The organism is Stenotrophomonas sp. ISL-67 (assembly GCF_018612915.1).
Lineage (GTDB): Bacteria > Pseudomonadota > Gammaproteobacteria > Xanthomonadales > Xanthomonadaceae > Stenotrophomonas.
The window spans coordinates 54,079-77,448 of record NZ_JAGGRL010000004.1 but is presented as its reverse complement, the minus strand read 5'-3'; the positions used below and the strand labels follow the sequence as shown (position 1 = coordinate 77,448).

The 23,370-nt window shown below is 69.1% G+C and carries 18 protein-coding genes; 7 read left to right on the top strand and 11 right to left on the bottom strand.

Going from position 1 to position 23,370, the window contains the following annotated elements; genetic code table 11:
* Positions 1–12: 12 nt before the first annotated feature.
* Complete coding sequence (locus J7J08_RS06240; RefSeq protein ID WP_214902753.1) at positions 13–897, bottom strand: methylglyoxal synthase; 885 nt, start codon at positions 895–897, stop codon at positions 13–15.
* Positions 898–1,031: 134 nt separating this feature from the next.
* Here J7J08_RS06240 and J7J08_RS06235 point away from each other — a divergent pair, with 134 nt between their 5' ends.
* Positions 1,032–1,304, top strand: coding sequence for a hypothetical protein (locus tag J7J08_RS06235; protein ID WP_214902751.1), 273 nt, complete (start codon positions 1,032–1,034; stop codon positions 1,302–1,304).
* Between the two features lie 46 nt (positions 1,305–1,350).
* Here the strand turns inward: J7J08_RS06235 and J7J08_RS06230 are convergent, their stop codons facing one another.
* From J7J08_RS06230 to J7J08_RS06220, 3 genes are all read right to left on the bottom strand, one after another.
* A complete protein-coding gene (locus J7J08_RS06230; protein WP_214902748.1) occupies positions 1,351–2,796 on the bottom strand; it encodes an FAD-dependent oxidoreductase in 1,446 nt (481 codons plus the stop codon).
* 101 nt (positions 2,797–2,897) lie between these two features.
* Positions 2,898–7,352, bottom strand: coding sequence for a glutamate synthase large subunit (gene gltB / locus J7J08_RS06225; RefSeq protein ID WP_214902746.1), 4,455 nt, complete (start codon positions 7,350–7,352; stop codon positions 2,898–2,900).
* 165 nt (positions 7,353–7,517) lie between these two features.
* Positions 7,518–7,880, bottom strand: a complete 363-nt coding sequence (locus J7J08_RS06220; RefSeq protein WP_251006462.1) for an I78 family peptidase inhibitor — start codon at positions 7,878–7,880, stop codon at positions 7,518–7,520.
* Positions 7,881–8,065: 185 nt separating this feature from the next.
* Between J7J08_RS06220 and J7J08_RS06215 the strand changes: the two genes are divergently transcribed.
* Positions 8,066–9,121 carry a DNA topoisomerase IB gene (locus tag J7J08_RS06215; RefSeq protein WP_214902740.1) on the top strand — a complete coding sequence of 352 codons (1,056 nt, stop codon included), beginning with the start codon at positions 8,066–8,068 and terminating at the stop codon, positions 9,119–9,121.
* A gap of 64 nt (positions 9,122–9,185) precedes the next feature.
* Here the strand turns inward: J7J08_RS06215 and J7J08_RS06210 are convergent, their stop codons facing one another.
* Positions 9,186–9,527 carry a hypothetical protein gene (locus J7J08_RS06210; protein ID WP_214902738.1) on the bottom strand — a complete coding sequence of 114 codons (342 nt, stop codon included), beginning with the start codon at positions 9,525–9,527 and terminating at the stop codon, positions 9,186–9,188.
* Between the two features lie 174 nt (positions 9,528–9,701).
* Here J7J08_RS06210 and J7J08_RS06205 point away from each other — a divergent pair, with 174 nt between their 5' ends.
* The 3 genes from J7J08_RS06205 (at position 9,702) to J7J08_RS06195 (ending at position 13,293) form a co-directional block, all read left to right on the top strand.
* The gene (locus J7J08_RS06205; protein WP_214902736.1) at positions 9,702–10,808 is read left to right on the top strand and encodes an SDR family oxidoreductase; all 1,107 of its coding nucleotides are present in this window, start codon (positions 9,702–9,704) and stop codon (positions 10,806–10,808) included.
* Between the two features lie 178 nt (positions 10,809–10,986).
* Positions 10,987–11,373, top strand: coding sequence for a BlaI/MecI/CopY family transcriptional regulator (locus J7J08_RS06200; protein WP_214902733.1), 387 nt, complete (start codon positions 10,987–10,989; stop codon positions 11,371–11,373).
* Between the two features lie 3 nt (positions 11,374–11,376).
* A complete protein-coding gene (locus J7J08_RS06195) occupies positions 11,377–13,293 on the top strand; it encodes a M56 family metallopeptidase (protein WP_214902730.1) in 1,917 nt (638 codons plus the stop codon).
* Between the two features lie 70 nt (positions 13,294–13,363).
* On the opposite strand, the gene J7J08_RS06190 is transcribed toward J7J08_RS06195, so the two are convergent.
* The 3 genes from J7J08_RS06190 to J7J08_RS06180 all read right to left on the bottom strand — a co-directional run bounded on the left by J7J08_RS06190 (position 13,364) and on the right by J7J08_RS06180 (position 17,333).
* Positions 13,364–13,699 carry an I78 family peptidase inhibitor gene (locus J7J08_RS06190; RefSeq protein ID WP_214902727.1) on the bottom strand — a complete coding sequence of 112 codons (336 nt, stop codon included), beginning with the start codon at positions 13,697–13,699 and terminating at the stop codon, positions 13,364–13,366.
* A 95-nt stretch (positions 13,700–13,794) separates the two neighbouring features.
* Positions 13,795–14,856, bottom strand: a complete 1,062-nt coding sequence (locus J7J08_RS06185; protein ID WP_214902724.1) for a ribonuclease H-like domain-containing protein — start codon at positions 14,854–14,856, stop codon at positions 13,795–13,797.
* On the bottom strand, positions 14,853–17,333 hold the full coding sequence (locus J7J08_RS06180) for a DEAD/DEAH box helicase (RefSeq protein ID WP_214902721.1): 2,481 nt from the start codon (positions 17,331–17,333) through the stop codon (positions 14,853–14,855). Before J7J08_RS06180 ends, J7J08_RS06185 begins: the two co-directional genes overlap by 4 nt.
* A 137-nt stretch (positions 17,334–17,470) precedes the next feature.
* On the opposite strand from J7J08_RS06180, the gene J7J08_RS06175 reads away from it, so the two are divergent.
* Entirely contained in the window at positions 17,471–17,938 is a 468-nt protein-coding gene (locus J7J08_RS06175; RefSeq protein ID WP_214902718.1) for a hypothetical protein, read from the top strand.
* Positions 17,935–18,240, top strand: a complete 306-nt coding sequence (locus tag J7J08_RS06170; protein ID WP_214902715.1) for a type II toxin-antitoxin system RelE/ParE family toxin — start codon at positions 17,935–17,937, stop codon at positions 18,238–18,240. Before J7J08_RS06175 ends, J7J08_RS06170 begins: the two co-directional genes overlap by 4 nt.
* Here the strand turns inward: J7J08_RS06170 and J7J08_RS06165 are convergent.
* From J7J08_RS06165 to J7J08_RS06155, 3 genes are read right to left on the bottom strand one after another with little or no spacing between them, the layout of a single operon-like run.
* Positions 18,232–20,097, bottom strand: a complete 1,866-nt coding sequence (locus J7J08_RS06165) for a hypothetical protein (protein WP_214902712.1) — start codon at positions 20,095–20,097, stop codon at positions 18,232–18,234. The two genes, J7J08_RS06170 and J7J08_RS06165, sit on opposite strands and share 9 nt — an antisense overlap.
* On the bottom strand, positions 20,094–22,256 hold the full coding sequence (locus tag J7J08_RS06160; RefSeq protein ID WP_214902710.1) for a DUF4175 domain-containing protein: 2,163 nt from the start codon (positions 22,254–22,256) through the stop codon (positions 20,094–20,096). The genes J7J08_RS06165 and J7J08_RS06160 overlap by 4 nt, the downstream gene beginning before the upstream one ends.
* Entirely contained in the window at positions 22,253–23,368 is a 1,116-nt protein-coding gene (locus J7J08_RS06155; RefSeq protein ID WP_214903090.1) for a BatA domain-containing protein, read from the bottom strand. Before J7J08_RS06155 ends, J7J08_RS06160 begins: the two co-directional genes overlap by 4 nt.
* Between the last annotated feature and the right edge of the window lie 2 nt (positions 23,369–23,370).

Here is a 23,370-nt window from a genome sequence, read left to right as displayed (position 1 = left end):
CCGCAGCGTTGATCAGCCGCCCGGGGTTGCCGCCGCCCGCCGCGTAGCCGCCTGTGCCCAGCGCGCCGCCACCCGCGGCGCGGTGATGCACACCGCCTGGTCGGTCACGGTGGTAACCGCGCGTTCCAGCAGCTGGATGTCGGCCTCGTGCTGGCGCGCCACATGCGGGTCCTCGAAGAAGATCGCGCGCTGGCAGCGGCCTTCCAGCACCCGGTCGGCGATCTGTGCGTCGCCGCCCATCGGGCCGCTCTGGTAGCGGGCCACCCATTCCTGGTCCTTCGGCCAGCCGCGGCTCCAGGCCAGTTCGTTCAGGCGTTGGCCGGTGGTGCCGGTGCCGACCCGGCTGCGGAAGCGCGACAGCAGGTCGAAATGCTCATCGGCGAAGGCCAGCATGGCGGGCTTCATCGCATCGTGCGCGATCATCGCCAGGGTGTGCTGCTCGAACGCGTGCAGGTCGTCGGCACCGCGATCGGCGGCCAGCCCGGCGTGAATGCGCTCGACCTCGATCCAGTCGCGTGCGGTGGCCACGGTGGAGATGAAGGGCTTGCCATGGATCACGCACTGGCGCTTGAGCGCAGTGGCCTCGGGGAACACGGAGGACGGATCCACCGGGTCCATCAGGTAGATGGCACCGTCCAGGGTGCGCTCGGGCGTGCCCATGCCCACCACTTCGGCAACCAGCTTCATCAGGCCGCCCTCGCGCCCGTTCGGGTAGCGGCGCAGCGCGTCGAAGTCGTTCAGGAAACCCAGCCGCTGGATGGCGTCATAGGTGCGCCCGACCGCGTGCAGCTCCACGCCCAGCTCGCGCAGCCCGGTATCGCTGGCGCGCAGCCAGCGGAACAGCGCGGCGTGCTTGTCGTGGTGGTGCAGCCGATTGGCGGCCAGGCCGATGCGCATGGGAATCATCCGGGAGAGTGGGGCGTTAGCGACATTACCAGCCCTTCACGACAATTCGTAAAAGTTGCATGGCCGCCTACCGGGGTCATAACCGACATTGACTGCCATCAGCCCGTCAATCAGGACAGCCCCCCATGCCTCTCTCCGCTTCCCGCAACGATCCGTCGGTGCAGACGCTGGCGCACGACCGCAGCGCCCGCATCCGCACGCTGGGCCGCCTGCTGCGCCATGCCGCCCACGGCGATGCCGATGTGCTGCTGGTCGGGTTGGCGCGCATGCTGGATGCGCATATCGATTGCGATCACGCCGATGGTGCCGGCAATGCCCGCATCCGCGACCAGCTGGATGAGATCCAGCTGTTGTTGGCGTTGGAAATCGAGCGCGCTGGGGTACGGGCCGCCGCCTGAGCCACGGCTCTATGTGGGCCGGCCAACGGACGGACATCCGCCGGCGCTAGGCGCTGATCAACGTCACGATGCTCGCCGCCGCATCACGCCCTTCGGCCACGGCGGTGACCACCAGGTCCGCACCGCGTACCGCGTCGCCGCCGGCGAACAGCTTGGGGTGGGCGGTCTGGAACGGCAGGCGGCCGCTGCCGCCGGCGAGGATCCGGCCATTGCTGCCGGCCTCCACTCCCTGCGCGGTGAGCCATTCCGGTGCGGTGGGCGAGAAGCCGAACGCGATGATCACCACATCCGCTTCCAGCAACGATTCGCTGCCCTCGATCGGCACTGCGTTGCGCCGGCCCTGCGCATCGGGCACGCCCAGGTGGGTTTCCACCACGGTCACGCCGATCGCTTCGTCATCGGCACCGGCCTCGATCGACAGCGGCTGGCGGTTGAACAGGAACCGCACGCCTTCTTCGCGCGCGTTGGCCACTTCGCGCGCCGAGCCCGGCATGCTGGCTTCATCGCGGCGGTAAGCGCAGGTCACCCGCGCTGCACCCAGCCGCACCGCACTGCGCACGCAGTCCATGCCGGTATCGCCGCCGCCCAGCACCACCACGCGCTTGCCCTCCAGGTCGGGCAGGGCGAGGGTGTCTTCCCAGCCGGCGATGGGCCGGCCATGCGCATCGCTGCCGCTGACGATGCGGCTGTTCTGTACCAGGAACGGCAGCGCCGGCAGTACGTTCTTGAGGTCCTGGCCGGGCAGTCCGCCATCGGTATAGCGGTAGGCGCCGGTACCGACGAACACCGCGTCGTAGTCGGCCAGCAGCGTCTCCAGGGTCACGTCGCGGCCGATTTCCACGCCCAGCCGGAACTGCACGCCCATGCCTTCCAGCACGTTGCGGCGGCGGCTGATCACCGACTTGTCCAGCTTGAAGCTGGGAATGCCGAACTGCAGCAGGCCCCCGATCTGTTCGTAACGGTCGTACACCACCGCCTGCACGCCGGCATGCGCCAGCCGGTCGGCACAGGCCAGCCCGGCCGGGCCGGCACCGATCACCGCCACGCGCTTGCCGGTGCTTTCCACCGCCGCCATGTCCGGCCGCCAGCCGGTGGCCAGGGCGGTATCGACGATGTACTTCTCCACCGCGCCGATGGTGACCGCGCCGAATTCCTCCAGCGTGCAGCTGCCTTCGCACAGGCGGTCCTGCGGGCACACGCGGCCGCACACTTCGGGGAGCGGGTTGGTGGAATGGCACAGCGTGGCCGCTTCGTGGATGCGGTTTTCCTGCACCAGCTGCAGCCACTGCGGAATGGCGTTGTGTACCGGGCACTTCCAGCTGCAGTATGGATTGCCGCAGTCCAGGCAGCGGCCGGCCTGGTACTGGGCATCTTCCTTGCCGAACTTGCCGTACAGCTCACTCCAGTCGCCGGAGGTGCGCAGCTCCACCGGAATGCGCTGCGGCATGGTCCGGGGCAGGTCGAGGAACTGGAAGGCTTGCTTGCGGCTCATGGGAAGGCCCTTGAATGTTCAGTTGCCAGCCAATGCCGGCGGTACGTCTCGGGATTCAATCTGCGGAGGGCCGGCCAACGGCCGGCGCTACCGGAGGCGCGTTACGCGGCGCGGCGCAGCGAGTCGGTGAGCGACTCGATGCTGGCGGCCTTGGGTTTGACCAGCCAGAACTTGCCCACGTAATCGCGGAACTCGTCGAGGATCTGCTGGGCCCAGATGCTGCCGGTGAGCTCGCGGTGGCGGCTGATCAGGGTGTGCAGGTGCTGGCGGTGGTTTTCGAACCCTTCGGCCGAAATGCGGTGGATGTCGATCAGCTCGTGGTTGTAGCGGTCCACGAAATCGCGGTCGATATCCAGTACGTAGGCCAACCCGCCGGTGAAGCCGGCACCGAAGTTCAGGCCCACCTTGCCCAGCACCAGCACGATGCCGTCGGTCATGTATTCGCAGCAGTGGTCGCCGGCACCTTCGATCACGGCCAGCGCACCGGAGTTGCGCACCCCGAAGCGCTCGCCGGCGCGGCCAGCGGCGAACAGCTCGCCGCCGGTGGCGCCATACAGGCAGGTGTTGCCGATGATCGCGGTGTTGCGCGCCTCGAAGCGTGCGCCGCGCGGCGGGCGTACCACCAGGCGGCCGCCGGCCATGCCCTTGCCCACGTAGTCGTTGGCTTCGCCTTCGACTTCCAGCTGCAGGCCACCGACATTGAACGCGCCGAAGCTCTGCCCGGCGGTGCCACGGAAGCGCAGGGTCAACGGGGCATCGCTCATGCCCTGGTTGCCATGCGCGCGCGCTATGGCGCCAGACAGGCGGGCGCCGATGGAGCGGTCGGTGTTGTGGATCAGGAAGCGGTGCTCACCGCCCAGCTTGCCGGCGATTGCCGGGGCCAGCAGGCCATCCATCTGCGTGGCCAGGCTGTCGGGCGATTCGTACAGGCGCTGTGCGGCGCAGTGGCTGCCGCCGTACCGGGCCGGGTTGAGCAGGCGCGAAAGATCCACCTTCACGCCCGGGCGCGGGGCAACCTCCAACTGCTGCAGCAGGTCGGTGCGGCCCACGATCTCGTCCAGCGAACGCACGCCCAGGTAGGACAGCCAGCCGCGCACTTCTTCGGCCAGCAGCCGGAAGAAATTTTCCACGCGCTCGGGCAGGCCGGTGAAGTACTGCGCACGCAGGCGCTCGTCCTGGGTGGCCACGCCGGTGGCGCAGTTGTTGAGGTGGCAGATGCGCAGATACTTGCAGCCCAGCACGATCATCGGCGCGGTGCCGAAGCCGAAGCTGTCCGCGCCCAGCAGCGCGGCCTTGATCACGTCCAGGCCGGTTTTCAGGCCGCCGTCGGTCTGCAGCAGGGTGCGCCCGCGCAGGTCGTTGGCCACCAGTGCCTGGTGCGATTCGGCCACGCCCAGCTCCCACGGCACGCCCGCATAGCGGATCGAGCTGACCGGGCTGGCACCGGTGCCGCCGTCGTGGCCGGACACGGTGATCAGGTCCGCGCCGGCCTTGACCACGCCGGCGGCAATCGTGCCCACGCCGGCATGCGAGACCAGCTTCACCGACACCAGCGCATCCGGGTTGACCTGCTTGAGGTCGTAGATGAGCTGGGCCAGGTCTTCGATCGAATAGATGTCGTGGTGCGGCGGCGGCGAGATCAGGCCGATGCCCGGCTTGGCATAGCGCAGCCGCGCGATCAGCTCGTTGACCTTGTGCCCGGGCAGCTGCCCGCCTTCGCCGGGCTTGGCGCCCTGGGCGACCTTGATCTGCAGCACTTCGGCATTGACCAGGTATTCGGCGGTGACGCCGAAGCGGCCCGAGGCCACCTGCTTGATCTTGCTGCGCTTGTTGGTGCCATAACGCACCGGGTCTTCGCCGCCTTCGCCGGAATTGCTGCGCCCGCCGAGCTTGTTCATGGCGATGGCCAGCGCTTCGTGCGCTTCGGGCGACAACGCGCCCAGGCTGATCGCGGCGGTATCGAAGCGGCGGAACAGGTCTTCGGCCGGCGCCACTTCATCCAGCGGCGTCGGGGTCGGTGCGGCCTTGAGCTGCAGCAGGTCGCGCAGGGCCGATACCGGCCGCCCGTGCACCGCTTCGCAGTAGCGCTGCCAGTCGGCGGCATCACCGCTGCGCGCGGCGCGCTGCAGGGTCATCACCACATCGGGGTTGTACATGTGGTATTCGCCGCCGTGCACGTACTTGAGCACGCCGCCCACGTCCGGGCGCAGCAGGTCGTTCCAGGCGCGCACGGTGAGTTCGCGGGCTTCGTCATCCAGCCGCGCGAAGCCCACGCCGGCCACGCGCGAAGGCGTTTCCGGGAAGCACAGGTCCACCACCTCGTCGTCCAGGCCGACGATCTCGAACAGCTGCGCGCCGCGGTAACTGGCCACGGTGCAGATGCCCATCTTGGAGATGATCTTGGACAGGCCCTTGTAGATGCCCTTGCGGTAGCTGCGACCGATCTGCGACTGCTCGCCGCCCTTCTTCAACTGCAGGATGCCGCGCCGGCCCAGGTCGAACAGCGTCTGGTAGGCCAGATACGGGTACACCGCCGTGGCGCCGAAGCCGAGCAGGCAGGCCATGTGGTGCGGGTCGCGCGCGGTGCCGGTTTCCAGGATCAGGTTGACCTCGCAGCGCAGCCCGGCGTTGGACAGATGGTGATGCACCGCGCTGGTGGCCAGCAGCGCATGCACCATCGGCCGGTCGGCCACCGGGTAGCGGTCGCTGAGCAGCAGCATGACGATGCCGTCGCGTGCGGCCGCTTCGGCTTCGGTGCAGATGCGCTCGATGCCGGCCTTCAGCCCTTCGTCCAGGCTGTAGGAGAGATCGATAAGCCGGTTGCGGTCCACGTACTGCGGCATCTTGATCAGCTGGCGCAGCTTGCGCTGGCTGAGCACCGGCGAATTGAGGATGACGTGGTTCACCGTCTCCGCACCGGCATGGAAGATGTTGGTCTCCTTGCCGAGCTGGGTGGTGAGCGACATCACGCAGTCTTCCCGCAGCGGGTCGATCGGCGGGTTGGTGACCTGCGCGAAGGCCTGGCGGAAGTAATCGTAGAGCGGCCGGCTCTGTTGGCTGAGCACCGCCATCGGGGTGTCATCGCCCATCGACCCGGTGGCTTCCTGCTCGGTCTCGGCCAGCGGGCGCAGAATCTGCTCCACTTCCTCGGTGCTGAGCTGGAACAGCTTGTGGTAGCTGCGCAGGGTGCGTTCGTCGAACGGTTCTTCCACCAGCGAGGGGTCGATCAGCTCGGTCTGCTGGTAGGTCACGCCCTGCTGCAGCCACTGCTTGTACGGCGCACGGCCGCGGTTGATGCGGTCGATGGCGTCCGAATCGAGCAGGTCGCCGCGTTTGAGGTCGATGGCCATCATCTCGCCCGGGCCCAGCTTGCCCTTGCGCACCACGCGCTCGGCCGGCACTTCCCACACGCCCGCTTCGGAGGCGACCAGGAAGTGGCGGTCGGAGGTGAGCATCCAGCGCGCCGGGCGCAGCCCGTTGCGGTCCAGCGTGCACGCCGCATAGCGCCCGTCACAGGCGACGATGCCGGCCGGGCCATCCCACGGTTCGCTGTTGAGGCCGTAGAACTCGTAGAACGCGGCCAGGTCGGCGTCCTTGAACTCCAGCGACTGGGTTGCCGGTGGCACCAGGATGCGCAGCGCCTGGATCAGGTCCATGCCGGCACTGACCATCAGTTCCAGCATGTTGTCCAGGCTCTGCGAATCCGAGCCGTGCATGGAGATCACCGGGTCGAATTCGCCGATGTCGAAACGCGGGGTCTTCCACACCTTGCTGCGCGCCTGCGCCCAGCGCCGGTTGCCTTCGATGGTGTTGATCTCGCCGTTGTGGGCGAGCATCCGGAATGGGTGTGCCAGCGGCCAACGGGGCAGCGTATTGGTGGAAAAGCGCTGGTGGAACACGATGGCGCTGGAGGCCAGGTCGTTGCGCTGCAGGTCCGGGTAGAACCAGCTCAGCTTGTCCGGCAGCACCATGCCCTTGTAGCTGATCGCGTTGGGGCTGAGCGTGGTGACGTAGTAATCGGCATGTTCGCGCAGCTGCTGTTCGCTGCGGCGGCGGGCCAGGAACAGCGCCAGGGTGAAGGCCGCTTCGTCCTGGCCGCTGCCGGCATCGACGAACACCTGTTCGATATGCGGCAGGGTGTCGCGGGCCAGCTGGCCGCACACGCTGGGGTCAGTCGGAACCACGCGCCAGCCGAGCGGCTGGCAGCCGGCGTCGCGCAGTTGCTGTTCAAGCGCGTCGCGGCAGGCCTGGGCGGCGGCTTTGTCATGTGGCAGGAACACCACGCCGGCGGCATGCAGCGTGCCGAGGGCAATGCCGGCTTCGGCGGCGAGCGCCTGCAGGAACGCGTCGGGGCGGCGCAGCAACAGCCCGCAGCCATCACCGGTGACACCGTCGGCGGCGACGCCGCCACGGTGGGTCATGCGCGAAAGCGCGGCAATGGCGGTGTCGACCAGCAGCCGTGAGGGCTGGTCATCCAGTTGCGCCACCATGCCGAAACCACAGGCATCGCGTTCGTCTTGCGGGTCGTAAAGCCCTTGGCGGTTGCGGGGGGCCATCTCTGCCTCGATGTCGGGTGAGCGGCGACACTCGTCCCCGCTCAATCCGTTGAGCGCATCTGGAGGCACCGGATGCTTCGACTAGAGCACAGTTGTTGCAACGCCGCAATACACGGTTGCAGGCGCAACCAAACCCCTCTAAAAGCCGCTTCCGGTGCGCCCAATTCAGCCGCAGCGCAGGCCGGTGACCACGCCCTTTTCATCCACTTCGATGTTCAACCGCTCGCCGACGAATTCCATGGTGGTCATGTCATCGGGCTTGAGCACGCGCAGTTCGCGGGCGCTGGCATCCTGCTGGGCCTGCGCACCGATGGCGTCGCTGTAGGGCTGGCCGACCAGGCTCTGCACCTGGTTGGCATCGCAGTTGCCGACCGGTGGTGCCTCGGTAGCCTTGCCGGTAGTGTCGGCCGGTGCAGCGGCTTCTTCGGCGGCCTTCTGCGCGTGCGTACCCGCCGCTTCCTGTTCGTCCATTGGCGGCGCGTTGCAGGCGCCCAGCAACAGCAGGGTGGGGACCAGGGCCGCAGCCATGATCGTGGGACCAAACGGACGCCGCAGGCGGCGGGAGGACAAGGACGGCATCGGGACTCCAAAGTTCCACGCGGGAAACCATGGAGCATATCGCCAAGGGCGGGCGTGAGGTGTTTGGGTTCCGTTATTGACGTGGTGCCGCCACCACGCCCACCACACTGCAGGCCCCTACCTTGCCTGCCGCCATGCCTGCACGCCCTGCCACCCCCGAAGCCACCGCCGCCCGCGATGCGGGCCTGCACTACGTCAGCGATGAACAGCCGGGACTGGCGCGGCGGCGCACCGGCAAGGGCTTCAGCTACCGCGATGCCGACGGCCACGTGGTGCGCGACGCGGCCACCCTGGCCAGGATCCGCGCATTGGCCATTCCACCGGCCTACACCGATGTGTGGATCTGCGCCTCGCCCCATGGCCACCTGCAGGCCACCGGACGCGATGCGCGCCGACGCAAGCAGTACCGCTACCACCCGGACTGGGCGCGGGTACGCGGGGATGGCAAGTTCGACCGGGTGATCGCTTTTGGCCAGGCCTTGCCGGCGTTGCGCCGGCGCCTGCGCCGCGACCTCACGCGGCCCGGATTCCCGCAGGACAAGGTGTTGGCGATCGTGGTGGCGCTGCTGGCCGAAACGCTGGTGCGGGTGGGCAACCCGGAGTACGCCCGCGACAACCGCTCCTACGGACTGACCACGCTGCGCAACCGGCACCTGGAGCTGGTGAAGGGGGGACGTGCGCGGATGCGCTTCCGCGGCAAGTCCGGCCAGCAGCAGGATGTGGATATCGACGACAAGCGCCTGGTGGGGTTGATCAAGGGCTGCCAGCAGCTGCCGGGGCAGGCCCTGTTCCAGTACCGCGATGACGACGGCACCCTGCAGCCCGTGGACTCGGGGCAGGTGAACGCCTACCTGCGCGATGCGATGGGGACCGATTTCAGCGCCAAGGATTTCCGTACCTGGGGTGGCACCGTGGCCGCGCTGCGCCAGTTCGCCGCCACCGCCTTGCCCGAGGCACCCAGCGAGCGTGCGCTGGCCGCGCTGCAGAAGGAGGTGGTGTGCGGGGTGGCCACGCTGCTGGGCAACACGCCGGCGGTATGCCGCAAGGCCTATATCGATCCCAGCGTATTCGACGGCTGGCGCGACGGCACCTTGGCCACGCTGGCGGGGCTGCGTGGCGAGCGCCAGTGGGAGCAGGCCACACTGAAGTTCCTGCGCTCGGCAAGAAAGAAGACCCGCAACGCCCGCTGACCCCGATCCGGTAGCGCCGACCGTTGGTCGGCCCAGGCGGTCCAACCGTGCCCGTCAGCCGCAATCAACCACAGAAAATCGCAGTGATGTTGTTGGTGCGCCCGGTCTCGATGGTCAGGCGCTCGCCACCGCTTCCCGCACCCGGGCTGGGATTGACCGCGCCGCTGGCAGTGGCGCCGCTCTCTGCGCGCTGGCCGCGCAGTACGACCACCTCGAGGCTGTCGCTGTCCACGCGGGCGCGTTCGACAGTGGCGGCCGATGCGGCAAGGCCAACCGCGCCGCGCACCTTGTCCACGTGGCACTGCCCGGAGATGACGCCGTCGATGGGTTCCACCTGGGCCACTGGCGTGCTGCTGCAGGCGGTGAGGGCGGTCAGTGCGGCAACGGCAAGCAGGGGACGGAACATGGGAGCACTCCAGCGGGATTCTGGTGCCACGATGCCGCCGCAGGCGTATGCGGCGGATGAAGCCCTGCACGGCGTGCCCACATTGCATTCACCGTATGTGACCGCCAGCGCCGACACACTGCCCTTGCCTCGCCCTCCACCCGCGCCGAGGCAACCGCAACGAAGGAGTTGAGCATGGCCACCGCCAAGAAGTCCCGCAAACGCACCGCGTCCAAGCCCATCGCCAGCGGGGACTCGTCGGCGCGCGAACGCACCCCGGTCGTCAAGACCGCCACCCGCAAGGCCGCCGCCGCCGATCCGCGCGCTGCACGCGTGGCCGCGCGCCAGCGCCGGCTGCAGGACCAGGAAAAGGCCAAGGACGCGCGTGCTGCAGCAAAGAAAGCCGCCACCAAGAAGGCCGCGAAGAAGGCGACCCAGGCCGGCAGCCGCAAGCAGCCGGACACCATGCCGGCCCAGCACATTGCCAAGCCGGGCAACGAACACGAACTGGATCTGGCCCCGCGCTTCCTCGCGCCGGACTATGTCGGCAGTGGCAAGCTGCAGGGCAAGCGCGCGATCATCACCGGCGGCGATTCCGGCATCGGCCGTGCGGTGGCGGTGTTGTTCGCACGCGAAGGCGCAGACGTGGCCGTGCTTCACCTGGACGAGCAGGAAGATGCAGAAATCACCCGCCAGCATGTGGAAGCCGAAGGTACCCGCTGCGTGGTGATCGCCGGCGACGTGCGCGATCCGAAATTCTGCAACAGGGCGGTGAAGCAGGTGGCCAAGGCGTTCGGCGGCGTCGACATCCTGGTCAACAACGCCGCCTTCCAGCTGCACTGCGAACGGCTGGAAGATCTGGAAGACGCGCACCTGCAGGAAACCCTGCAGACCAACATCGGCGGTTACATCCAGATGGCGCGCGCGGTGCTGCCGCATCTGGAAGAAGGCGACTGCATCATCAACACCGGTTCGGAAACCGGGCTGTTCGGCAGCAAGGCGCTGATCGACTACTCGGCGACCAAGGGTGCGATCCATGCATTCACCAAGGCGCTGGCCAGCCAGCTGCTGCCACGCGGCATCCGCGTCAATGCGGTCGCGCCGGGTCCGGTCTGGACCCCGCTCAATCCGGCCGATAAACAGGCGCCGGACGTGGCCGAGTTCGGCAAGAACAGCGACATGGGCCGCGCCGCACAGCCGGAAGAATTGTCGCCCGCGTATGTGTTCCTGGCGTCGCCGGTGACCGCCAGCTACATCAGCGGCGTGGTGCTGCCGGTGATGGGCGGCCCGCACGGTAAGTAGCCGACGTCGTACGGCCAGCCGGCCAACGGCCGGCGCTACCCCGTGTAGGGCCCGGTAGCGTCGGCCGTTGGCCGACCCAGGCGGTCCTCTACCGTTCGTCGGCCCGCACTCCTCCGGCACTTGACGACACCTGTAGTCACTGGCACGGTAGCGACACGTGTAGTCATCGGAGAGTGTTATGCGCGGCAAGACCATCGGGGACCAGGAACTGGCCCTGCTGCAGTACGTAGCGGAACAGAACAACGCCAGCGTGGGCGAGGTGGCGGCCGGCTTCGGCGAGGAGCGGGGGCTGGCCCGTTCCACCGTGCTGACCATGATGGAACGCCTGCGTGGCAAGGCTTACCTGCAGCGCGAGCAGGTCGAGGGCGTGTACCGCTACTCGGCTACGGGCGAGCAGGACAGCGTGGTCCAGGGCGCGGTGGCCAGCTTCGTCGAGAAGACCCTGCAGGGGTCGGTGTCCCCGTTCGTGGCGTTCATGTCGCACAAGGCTGACGTGAGTGACCGCGAGCTGGCCGAACTTGAAGCGCTGGTTGCCCAGCTGCAATCCCGCAAGCGGGAGGGCTGAGCCATGGATACCCAGATGATGGAACTGTTGACCCGCCTCGGCTGGACCAGCGTGCAGAGTGCGGTGCTGGTGGCGTTGGTATGGGGCGTGTGCCGGTTGCTGCCGCGCCTGCCCGCCGCCACGCGCTGCCGCCTGTGGTGGCTGGTGGCCGTGCAGGCGGTGCTCGGGCTGGTGTGGAGCAGCCCGCTGGAGCTGGCCGTGCTGCCGGCGCCCGGCATCGATACCGCCACCCTGGCCGCGCAACCCATGCTGCCGGTGCAGAGGGTACTGAGCGGGGCAGCGGTCGACGTGCCGCTGCCGGCGGTAACGGCATCGCTGCTGCCCGACCTGTCCTGGCAGACCGCGCTGTTCGCGCTGTGGGCCGCCGGTGTGCTGGTCATGCTGCTGCACAGCCTGCGCGCTTACCGCCAGAGCCGTGCGCTGGTGCGCAGTGCTGCACGCTGCACCGACGCCGGCCTGCAGCAGGCACTGCAGCTTGCTGCCGAAGCACACGGGCTGGCGCGTGCGCCGCAGCTGAAGATTTCGGCGCAGATCACTTCGCCGCAGCTGATCGGCCCATGGAATCCGGTGCTGCTGTTGCCGGCGCGCGAGCTGCCGGCAATGGCCGCCGATGACCTGGACATGGCGCTGACCCACGAACTGGTGCACCTGCAACGCCGGGACCTGTGGTGGGGCCTGCTGCCTTCGCTTGCCCAGCACCTGCTGTTCTTCCATCCGCTGGTGCACCTGGCCGCGCGTGAGTATGCGCTGGCCCGCGAAGAAGCCTGCGACAGCGCGGTGGTTGCCGGCCACGGGCATTGCCGCCACGACTATGGCCGGCTGCTGGTGCAGCTGGGCGTGGCCCCGCGCCCGGCCGTAGGCGTGGCCAGTGCCTCGCCGAACTTCCGCAGCCTCAAGCGCCGCCTGCTGACCCTGCAGCAGACCGGTTCGCTGCCGCGCGTGGTCTCGGTAGGCGTCACCGCCGTGTTCGTGCTGGTCGGCGTGGCCCCGTTGCGGCTGGTGGCGGCGGTACCGCCGGCGCCCCCGGAACCGCCCGCGTTGGTTGCCGCCCCGGCAATGCCCGCTGTACCCGCCGCCCCGGCAGCGCCGCCGGCGCTGGCCGCTCCGAAGCCGGCGCCCGCGCCGCGCCCGGCCAGCGCACCGCGTCCCCCAGCGGCGCCTGCAGCACCCACAGCGCCACCGCATCCCGACGAGGCCAGCACGCTGCAGGTCAACAGCAGCGGCACCAGCACCACCCTGGTGACCCATGGTCGTTTGGATCTGTCGCACCAACCGTCGCAGGCCTACGTACTGCGCATGGGCGGCGATAACTTCGTGGACGCCTCGATGGACGACCTCAAGCAGTCACAGCGCGATACGCGCAGCGGCGAGCCGGCGCTGTGGGTGCGTCGCGGAAACGATCGTTACGTGATCCGTGACCCAGCCGTTATCCGCTCGCTCGGCCAGTCGCAGAAGGAAATCGCCGAGCTGGGCCGTGCGCAAGGCGAACTCGGTGAACAGCAGGGCCGGCTGGGCGAACAGCAGGGGCGGCTGGGTGAGCGCATCTCGACCATCGCGCAGCAGGCGAGCCGCGACGCGATCGACGCCAGCCGTGAGGCGATGGCGATGGATGCGGCGGAGATGGCCAACCAGGCGGCCGGCTCGGAGCGCGGCAGTGCGAGCGCAGCGGTTGCCGCACGCCGCGCCTCCGCTCAGGCCCGCCAGCAGGCGGCGCAGGCACGCGACGACCACACCCGCCAGCAGCAGATCGAACAGGCCGCCCAGCAACAGTCCCAGCTTGCCCTTCAGCAGCAGGGGCTTGCCCGCCAGCAGGAGGCGCTGGCAGCACGCCAGAGCGTGGCATCGGCCAAAGTGGCTCGCGAGGTGCGCACGGTCATTGACCAGGCGCTGGCCAACGGAACCGCGCAGCGGGTGCGGTAATGCGGTAACCCATCCGGGTGCCGCTGCGCGCTTGCGTGGCGGCATCTTGAGCCCCCCGCCCGGGTGACGGTCAACCGCAGTTGATGCTGGTGATGCGGTTCTGCGCATCCACCTGGATGGTCAAGCGGTCTTCGCGGAAATCCATGGTCACCGCCATGTTCGGCTTCACCACGCGGGCGTGCTTGGCGCCGCTGTCCTTGACCGCTTTGTCCACCGTCGCGGTATCGGCAAGCTTGCCTTCCAGGCCCTGCAGCGCTTCGGGCCGGCACGGGGTAATGCCTTCGGAACCGGCCGGCACCGGGTCCACCACCGCCTGCGGTGGCTCGTCGGCGGTCTTCGGCGGCGGGCTGCTGCACGCTGCCAGCGGAAGGGCACAACCGATCAACAGCAACATGGGCAGACGCATGGCGCACTCCTTACCGGGGATATGCGGCAAGTTTGCACGCCGGGGCCTGCACGGGGTGTCAACGCGATGAATACGCGCGTTGCCACCGGCACGGCTCAGCCGAACGGCGCGGCCGCAGACAGTGCCAGCGTCTCGCGCTCGCGCTGCTCCTCGGCGACCAGCCGAACCATCAACAACGACAGGGTCACCACGTCCTGGTGGTTGTGTTCGGCCACCCGGCGCAGGTTCACCGCGCTGCCGCCGCGCAGGTAGTTCAGCCATGCCGCAGGCGCTTCGGAACCGGGCAGGTCGTCCTCGCGCACGATCTGCAGCAGCTGGCGCTCGATGGTGGCCAGCCGGCAGTTCTCCCACGTGCCCCGGTAGCGGCGGCGGGTAGGGAACAGCAGGTCCACGTGGTCCAGCGGGGTGATCGGGCAGCGCTGGCGGGCCAGCCGGTAGCGGGTCTTCAGCAGCGGCGCGTCGTAGCAGCGGCCGTTGTAGCTGGAAAACACCGTGCTGGGCTGCAGCCAGCCGGCGAACTCGCGCAGCATCGCGGTTTCCGCGGCCATGGTGGTCATCAGCAGCTGCCGGATGCGCAGGCCGTCGCCGCGCGCGGCATCGTGGTGCCAGTCGGCCGCGCCGATCATGAAGGCGCGGGTGCCGGTGCCGCCGGCCAGGCCGGTGGTTTCGGTGTCGAAGAACATCAGGTCCTGCGGCTGCACCGCCTCGCCTTCGCGCCTGGCGAATGCCAGCGACAGCGGCTGCAGCGGAATGGCCTGCGGCAGGAACGATTCGATCAGGAACAGTCCCGGCGCGATCTCTTCGCCGGGAACATGGTGGTCGCGTGCATCCACGCGCGGACGTGCGGCCGCCGCTGCGCCACGGTCGCGCAGGCCCAACAGGCGATGCAGGTCGCCCACCTCCGGTCTGCGCAGTGCCGGCGGTGGCGGCGATACGGGTGCAGGTGCGGCGTCGCCGGGGGCCTTGTGGCGGATCTCTTTATCGACCCACGCAAACACCGAGTCCGGCGCGGCCCGGCGGGCCTGCGCGTCGTTGGCCGCCACTGGTGTGGCAGGCGCTGGCGGCACCGGGGGCGTCGCATGCCCGGCCGCCGGCCGCGGCGTTGCATCGCCGGCCTGGCGGCGCAGCAGCCGCAGTTTGTCCAGGCTCAGGCTCAAAACGGCACCACGTCGGCATCGATCCGCTCACGTTCGGCGGCGCTGGGCAACGCGTGCTCGTCAAACAGCGCCAGCACCTTCAACGCCAGCGCCTTGGGCGTGGTGGCATCGTCTTCCTGGCCGGCCAGCACCGGGCCCACGCAGGCCGGGCAACCGGCCTTGCAGTCGCAGCGCTGCACCAGTTCCTGCGCGCGCTGCAGCAGTTCGGCCTGGCGCAGCCACAGCGGCTCGCTCAGGCCCACGCCGCCGGGGAAATTGTCGTACAGGTACACCGTGGGCACGAACTGCTGCTGCAGCTCGATCGCGCTGGCATCGAATTCGGCACCGCGCAGCTGGCCGCGCCCGCTCTGGTCGGCCACCGCGAACCACGCGCCGTCGCCGTTGCCCACCGCCTTCTGCAGGTCGCGCGCATCGGCCATCACCGCTACGGTGGCGACGATGTGCAGCGCATAGGCCGCGCCGAGGAAGCCATCCAGCGCTTCCTGCTTGCTGTCGAACGCGGTCAGCAGCAGGCCCTGCGGCAGCTGCCACCACACGGCGGTGGTGTGCAGCTCCTGGTCGGGCAGGTTGACCGGGCCATAGCCGATGTTTTCGTGCGTGTAGTAGCGGATCTTCTTGTAGCCGGCCACGCGCCGCACCACGTGTACTTCGCCGTGGTGCGAATCGCCCTGGCCGGCCATGCAGCCGTCGAAGCGGTCCAGCACCTTGAGCTTGGTGAAGTCGATGCTGTCGGTGTAGTAGTCCACGTGGGTACGGGTGACATAGGCCTTGCGGCCCTCCCAGTCCAGCCGTTCGACCTGGTACGGGGTGGACTGCACCATGTGGATGGCGCCCTCGTACAAGGTGAGCGCGGCGGCGGAATAATCCACTTCGGCGATGATCTGCTGCTTGCCGTCGCTGCGGTCGACCACCACGAAGTTGCCATCGGCCACCGAGCGCAGGCTCACCGCATTGGCCGGGTAGCTGTCGGCGATCCACTCCCAGCGGTCGCCTTCGCGGTGCACCACGTCGGTTTCGGCCAGCGCTTCCAGGAACACCAGCGGGTCGATCGGCCCGAACGGGTCGCCGGCCAGGAAGGGCAGTTCGAAGGCCGCGCAGCGGATGTGGTCGAACAGGATCAGCGGCTGGTCCGGGGCGATGCGCGCGTGTTCGGGCGAGGCGTCTGCAAAGAAGTCCGGGTGCCGCACCACGTACTGGTCCAGCGGCTGCGAGCTGGCCACCAGTACGCCCAGCGCCGGCTGCTGGCGGCGGCCGGCGCGGCCGAAGCGCTGCCAGGTGGCCGCCACGCTGCCGGGGTAGCCGTTGAGCACCACCACGTCCAGGCTGCCGATATCCACGCCCAACTCCAGCGCCGAGGTGCTGACGATGCCGTCGATGCTGCCGGCGCGCATGGCGCGCTCGGTTTCGCGGCGTTCGGTGGGCAGGTAGCCGCCACGATACGCGCGGATGCGTGCGGGCTTGCGCGGGTCGTGGTCGAAGATGTCCTTGAGGTACTTGGTGAGCACTTCGACCATCAAGCGGCTCTGCGCGAAGATCAGCGTCTTCAGGCCGGATTTGATCGCGATGCGCGCGATGCGGTTGCTCTGCGAGCGTGCCGAGGCACGCAGGCCGAGGTCGGCGTTAACCACTGGCGGGTTCCACAGCAGCACGTGCTTGGGCCCGGTCGGCGCGCCCGATTCGGTGATGGCGGTCACCGGCGCTTCGATCAACGCTTCGGCATGTGCCTGCGGGTTGCCGATGGTGGCCGAGCACAGGATGAACTGCGGCGAGACGCCGTAAAACGCGCAGATGCGCTTGAGCCGGCGTAGCACGTTGGTGACATGGCTGCCGAACACGCCGCGGTAGGTGTGCACCTCATCGATCACCACATAGCGCAGGTTCTCGAAGAACTGCGCCCACTTGGTGTGATGCGGCAGGATGGCCTGGTGCAGCATGTCCGGGTTGGACACCACGATGTCGCCGTGCAGGCGGATCGCCTGGCGCGCATCGCCGGGGGTGTCGCCGTCGAAGGTGAAGGCCTTGACCCCCAGGTCGCCGGCGCGGTTGAGCTCCAGCAGCTCGGCCACCTGGTCCTGGGCCAGCGCCTTGGTCGGGAACAGGTACAGCGCCTTGGCCTTGCCCTGCATGGCGGCACTGACCACCGGCAGGGTGTAGCACAGCGACTTGCCGCTGGCGGTGGGGGTGACGATGGCCACGTGTTCGCCGCGCTGGGTGGCATCCCACGCTTCGGCCTGGTGGCTGTACAGCTGTTCGATGCCGCGTGCCTTCAGCGCGGCGGTCAGCGCGGCCGGCACATCGGCGGGGATCGGCGCGTAGCTGCCTTCGCGGCCCGGGATGGTGAAGCTGCCGGTAATCCGGTCCGCATAGCGCTGCTGCAGGCGCGCGGTGAGCAGCGCACCGTTGCGCGAGGGCAGGCCATCGGTGGTGGAGAGCCGACGTTCGGCGTCTTCGGTGCGCTTGGCGAGTTCGTAGGCCATGGGGACAACGGTTTGCAAAGGACGCCATGGAAGCACAAGCGGGTCTCAGTGAATGAGACACGCGGCATTGAGGGGTGAATGGTTCGGATTAAATAATGGTTGTATGATTCCCGTGTAATCATTATTAGGGTGCCACCATGCCACAGACCGTACAACTCGCCACGGCGCGCGAACTTGCCGCTGCCGGCAGTGTTCACGACACCCTGTTAGTGGGACAAGCTGGCGGATATGCCGTCATGTTCAAGCTTGGAATCGGAGAACGTGCACTCGCAACCAAGGCGGGGGCGACAAGGTTGTTCGCCGGACTCGATGCCGCCGTGCGCGTGCTTCGTAGGGAATTGGGCATCAACCAGTACCACGTTGATGCAAGCGGCTATGCCGAGCGAGAGGAACCGCGTCGCCGTCCGGACCGCACTGCAGCCCTGAAGCAGAGTCATGAAGACGCGGCGTATGCCGAGTTTCTGCGTGAAGGTACTGCAAGGGCCCTGGCTGACACACGCCCGGCGCTTTCAAGCGCCGAAGCGAAGGCGCACATGAACGACATCAAGGCCGGACACCTGGCTCAGCTTGAAGAAATGATGAGGCGGAAGGATCGGAAGAAGTGAGTGTCCTGTGGACACCCGCGGCGCTGGAAGATCGTCAACGACTACTGGATGCAGCGTTGGCCAGTGCATTGGAAAAAGAAGATCCAGCGATCTATCGGGCATCCTTGAAAGCGGACGCAGATATGGAGCAGGAAGCTGATGCCCTGGACGGCGTTGCTACCTGGCGGCAAGGACCGCTCAAGGGCACGCGCCTGTACGTATGCCGGCGGACGCGACATCTGCTGATCTATACGCGCGAAGGTAACGACGTGCGGGTCATCTGGGTCGTTCCGGCCTCCTCCGACTGGAAGCATTCAACGTAAGGCGGGCAGTCGACGACGCTCCAGCCACCAGAGCAGGGAGGCGGCTGCGATGAACCCCAGAAGCCAGGGCCAGCGGGGACCCGGTACCTCTTCCGGTGCACCGCTTGTCCTCGCGGATGACCCGGCCAAGCGGTCAATCGTGGCGTCGCGCATCTGCTGCCGGTGCAGCGGCTGGGCGGAGGCGGGATCGAATACGTAGAAGGCCTGGACGGTGTCGCCCTGCTGCAACTGATGCCAACCGGGCTGCTGCGGCCAGTAGCCGGCGCAGCGCTGGGCGCCGGTGGCGGGATCGACCTGCAGGGCGACGGTGCGGCCTTCTGGGTCGCGGATCGAGGTGTTGTTGGCGACATCGCAGAGCGCCACGCGCTCGCCTGCCCATGGTGTTGCCGAGCGCAGGCGCGCGGCCGCCGTGCCGGGCAGGGCGCGGGCGATCCGGGCCAGCACGCCGGACCACAGCTCGGCATGGCGGTCGTCGCGGCCGGCCAGCACCAGCCGGTAGCTGTCGGTGACCGGTAGCAGCGCGATGCGGCCGCGACCCACGCTGCGCCAGCCGCCGATGGCATTGCCCTTGGCGTCGTGCAGCAGGGCATCGCTGCCGGGCAGCGCCATTTCAACGCGTTCCAGGGCGGGCGGTGCTGCGCTGTGCGAGGCGGAGTCGGCTTCGTCGACGTAGGCCGTGCTCTCGCTGGCGGGGCGTTGCGGACCGCGACGGGCGTGCAGCAGGGCGGCGTCTGGATCGGCGGGCAATGCCAGCGGCGCCGCGCGGGTGCCACCGCTGACCGGCAAGCCCCAGCTGCGCAGCGCCTGGCGCGTGGTGTCGTTGAGCGGGCCGGTGCTGCGGACCAGCACGCCCAGCCCTTCGCGCAGTGCTTGGGCAACAAGCGCGCGTTGTGCCGCGCCGAACGACGCCACGCTGCGCTCGTCCAGCACCAGTACGTCGGTGCTGGCCAGGCGTGCGGCGCTGAGTGCAACCGGCGCGTCGCCCAGCATGACGCCGCCGCCGGCGCTGGCCTGGGCCTGCATTTCCAGCCCGGTGTCGGTGGCCCAACGCCGCAGGTACTTCAGTTCCGGGCCCGGCGCGCCGGCCACGATCAGCAGGCGCGGGGCGGGTGCGGCCACGGTCTGCAGCGGTACCGGAACGGTGTCCACGGCGTGTTGCTGGGCGTCGAGCAGGCGCAGGGTGAACGCGCTGCGGCCGCTTGCACGTGCAGTGCCCTGCAGGCTTACCCGGCCCTGCGCGTCGAGTGGCGCGCGGTCGACCACGGCACCGGCGGGGTCGAGCAGTTCGGCGCGTGCGCTGGCGATGCCGCTGGCGCGCGCGGTGACGCCGAACAGCGCACCGGGTGCGGTGGCAGCGGGTGGCTGCAGTTCGATCCAGCCGCGCGGAGCGGGGGCGGGCTGCAGCGTGGTGCCTGCAGGCACCACGGTGTCGCGGTCGCGCGCGGCCAGGCCGTCGCCGATCAACTGCAGCGAGCGCGTGCCCGGGTGTTGGCGCAGGGCAGTGGCCAGGTCGGGGGTGCGGACGGCGTTTGCGGGGGATGTGGCTTCCGGTAGTGCGACCAGCACGGCGCCCGCAGGGATGGCGCCAGCCAGTGCCGCGTTGCCGGTCAGCACGGTCAACTGACCGCCGTCGACGCTGCGTTGCGGGGGCAACAGGGTGAAGTACAGCAGCAGGGCCGCCAGTGCCTGCAGAGTGAGCAGGGCGGCGCGGCGGCGCAGAGGCAGCCGGGCAGAGCCCGGCGCTACGGGGACCGCCGAAGCGGGGTTGGCCGCAGCGCGGCGGGGCATCAGCACGCGCAGGCTGGCCACGACGACGGTCAGGACCAGGGCGATGGCGACCCACGGTACGGTGCTCATCGCGTGGGCTCCAGGGCATCCAGGTAGCGCTGCGCCATCGGGTCCGGTGCGCTTCGGCGTTCCACCTGCGGCAGCGGGCGCAGCAGGGCACGCCACAGTTGCGCGCGCAGGGTGCTGCGGCAGGTGCTGCAGTCCGGCTGGAGGCGCAGTTCTTCGATGGCGGCCGCCAGGCTGAGCGGATCGGCCAGGCGGCGCTCGTTGCGGCCCAGCCACTGCGTGATTGCATCCAGGTCGGGCGCGCTGCCGGGGTCGGCCAGCTGCTGCCACACCGCGACGACGGCCGGGTCTGGTGCGGGCACCGGGGTGATCGACAGCGTGCGGCTGCCGAGGTCGTCGCGCTTGCCGCTCATTCGACGGCCTTCATCGATGGACGGCAGTTCCGGGCCGACACGGGCCAGGTAGATGCGCTCGGCCTGCTGCACCTGTTTGATGAACGCGAGCGCCTTGTAGGCGAATGGCAGTGCGCGCTCGGGGCGGCCCTGGCGCAGTTCGCCTTCGGATGACCACATCTGGTCCAGCGCGGCCTTCAGCGTGGCGCGGGTCTGCGGATCGAGCAGGGTGGCTGCTTCGGCGTGGTCGTGGGTGTGGCCGTACTCGGAGAGCACGTCGGTGGCAGCGCCGAACACGGGGGCGCTGCCGGCCTTGGCGGCACCATGGTCGTGGTCGTCGTGGCCGTTCTGCGCGGCCTGCTCTTCTGAGCCATTCGCATGGTCATCTGCATGACCGGTTGCAGGCGCGTCGCTGGTGGGCAGGCTGTCGCTGGTCGGCGGCGGCTTGGCCGCGCCTTCGCTTTCTTCGCCGAGGAACTGGCCATAGCGCAGGCGCAGGATGCGCTGGTCCACGCCGATGGCATCGCTGCGTCTGACGAATTCGTCAGCGCTCAACCGGCTGCGCTGTTTGATCAGTGCTTCGGCGTCGATGATGATCTGGCGCTGGCTGCGGAAGTACGCCGGCAGGGTCTTCTTGACCATGCCTTCCATTGCCTCGCCCAGCACCTGCTCTTCGCTGGGCAGGCGCAGGATCAGGCTGGTGCTCTGCGCGGCCTGGGGTGTTGGGGTGTGGTTGTCGCGCACGTGCAGCTGCGCGATCACATCGTTGCCCGGTCCCGCACCCAGCGCCGCCAGGTCCAGGGTGCGTGTGAAGCGACGCTGCGTGGCGGGGCCGCTGCCGGTCAGTGCGATGCGCTGCTCGCGGAAGGTGATGTTTTCACCGCTGCCCTGGGCCAGGGTCAGCGCCAGTTCGGCGTTGGCCGCCACTCCGAAATCGTCGTTGGCCTCGAACTGGAGCGTCCATTGGCGTTGGCCCGGGGTGGCCAGCACCAGGGTGCGGTCCGGGGCGATCACGCGCACGTTCGGCGGCCGGTCGGGCACTACGTCCAGCCGGTACAGACGCGGTGCGCTCAGCGCCGGCTCGGTGACGATGCGGTACAGGGTCGGGCGGCTGGCAGTCCACTGCCCCCGCCACTGTTCGCCCTCACGACGCAGCGCGATGCGCGTGCCATCGTGCAACTGCAGTGCGGCCTTGCCGGGCTGCGCGGTGAAACGCAATGACCATTCAAGCGCGCTGCCCTGCACCACCTTGGCGTCCAATGCCGTCTGCGTACGCACGGCCTGGCCGCTGTAGGCCGGAGCGCGGACCTGCAGGCGCGCGGACTGCAGGCTGGGCGGCCGTGCGGGGCTGGCAGCCGGCGCGGCGACGCCGGGAAGCACCGGCACGGGCGCTCCCGGTGCGGGCCAGCCCACGGCCAGCACCGCGACGAGCAGGCCACCGGACCACGCTGCAACGAGCCAACGGCGTGGCCACCGCATGCGCAGGTCGGGCATGGCGCTGTGCAGGGTGCGGGTGATGCGGTCGCGCTGCAACTGCTGCAACGGATTGAGCGCAGCGGGGTCGGCGAACAACAGGTCGGCGCTGTCCTGCGCGACGGGATGCGTGTCGAGCTGGCGCACCAGCCACTGCCGGTCGACGCGCCGGGCGCGCCAGGTAGCGGTGCCCGCGACCAGCAGCAGGGCGACCAGCAGCGCGACCGAGCCGAGGCTGATGCCGGCAAGGCGCGCCGCCACGGCGGTAACGGCCAGTGCCAACGGCAGCAGTATGGCTGCCGTGATCCACCACTGACGGCGACGCGCGCGCTGCCACGCCTGTTGCAGCGGACTCATGCGCTGGCCCCGCGCCGCCGCGACGTTGCCAACCAGCGCTCCAGCGCGAACAGGCTCACGATGAGCAGCAACAGCCATCCGGTCAGGTCACGTGGCTGCGGCAGCGCTGCCAGGGCGCCGGACAGCGGGCGCTGTGTGGCGGCAGGCGCAAGCTGCGGCGGTACCGGTGGCTGCACCCGCTCCAGCAGGTGGCGCGGGAAGGCGGGGTCGCGCAGCACGGGCAGCGCGTCAGGCGACAGTGCCGCAGTGAAGCGCAGCAGCTGGCCGCGACCCAGCGCATGCCGCGACAACGCGGCCTTGCCCTTGCTGTCCGGCAGCAGCGGCGTGCCCTTGCCGGGCGCGGCAGCGGCGGACAGGGCGATCACGTTGCCGCCGGCTTCCGCCCAGGCCTGCCACGCCGGTGAGAGTGGCGCGTTCGCAAGCCAGACGCCCACCTCTCCGTTCGCCGGTGCCGAATCGGCGCTGAGCGGCGGAGCAAGCGGCTGGCCGCTCCACGCGCGCTGCACGGCATCCAGCACGCGCAGGGTCTGTGCGTCAGCGGCAGCGCTGCTGAGGCGCAATCGAGGTGCCGTATTCGGTGTGGCGGCATCTACCGGTGCCGCGACCGGCCGCCATTCCACCGCGCGCGACAGCTGCGGCCGTTCGCCGTCCAGCCCCGGCATCGGGTCGGGCACATGCACGGTCAACGCGGCGCCGGACGGCAACCGCTGGTCGAGCTCTCGCAGCAGGCTGGCCAGCGGTTGCGCGGCGTTCGGCGCAGGGTCCTGCAATGAAGGGAACCCCGGTGCCAGCCAATGGCCTTCGCTGCCTTTGGGCACTGGCACCCGCTCCAGGCCCGGTGCGACCACCACCCACGGCGGTGTCTGTACCGGCGCGCCATGCAGCAGCGGCCGGGCCAGCAAGACGGCCAGCGCCGCCAGCAGCAACAGGCGCACCAGCAGCAGCGGCCATTCGTCGAAGCGGATGCGCTGGCGCGGGCGAGCCTTGGCCCGCAGCCAGCGCAACGCGGCGAACTCCAGCGGCGCGTACTGGTGGCGGCGCGCCAAGTGGATCAGCAACGGCACCAGCAGTGACGCCAGCGCCAGCAGCCCCAGCGGGAACAGCAGCGACAGGC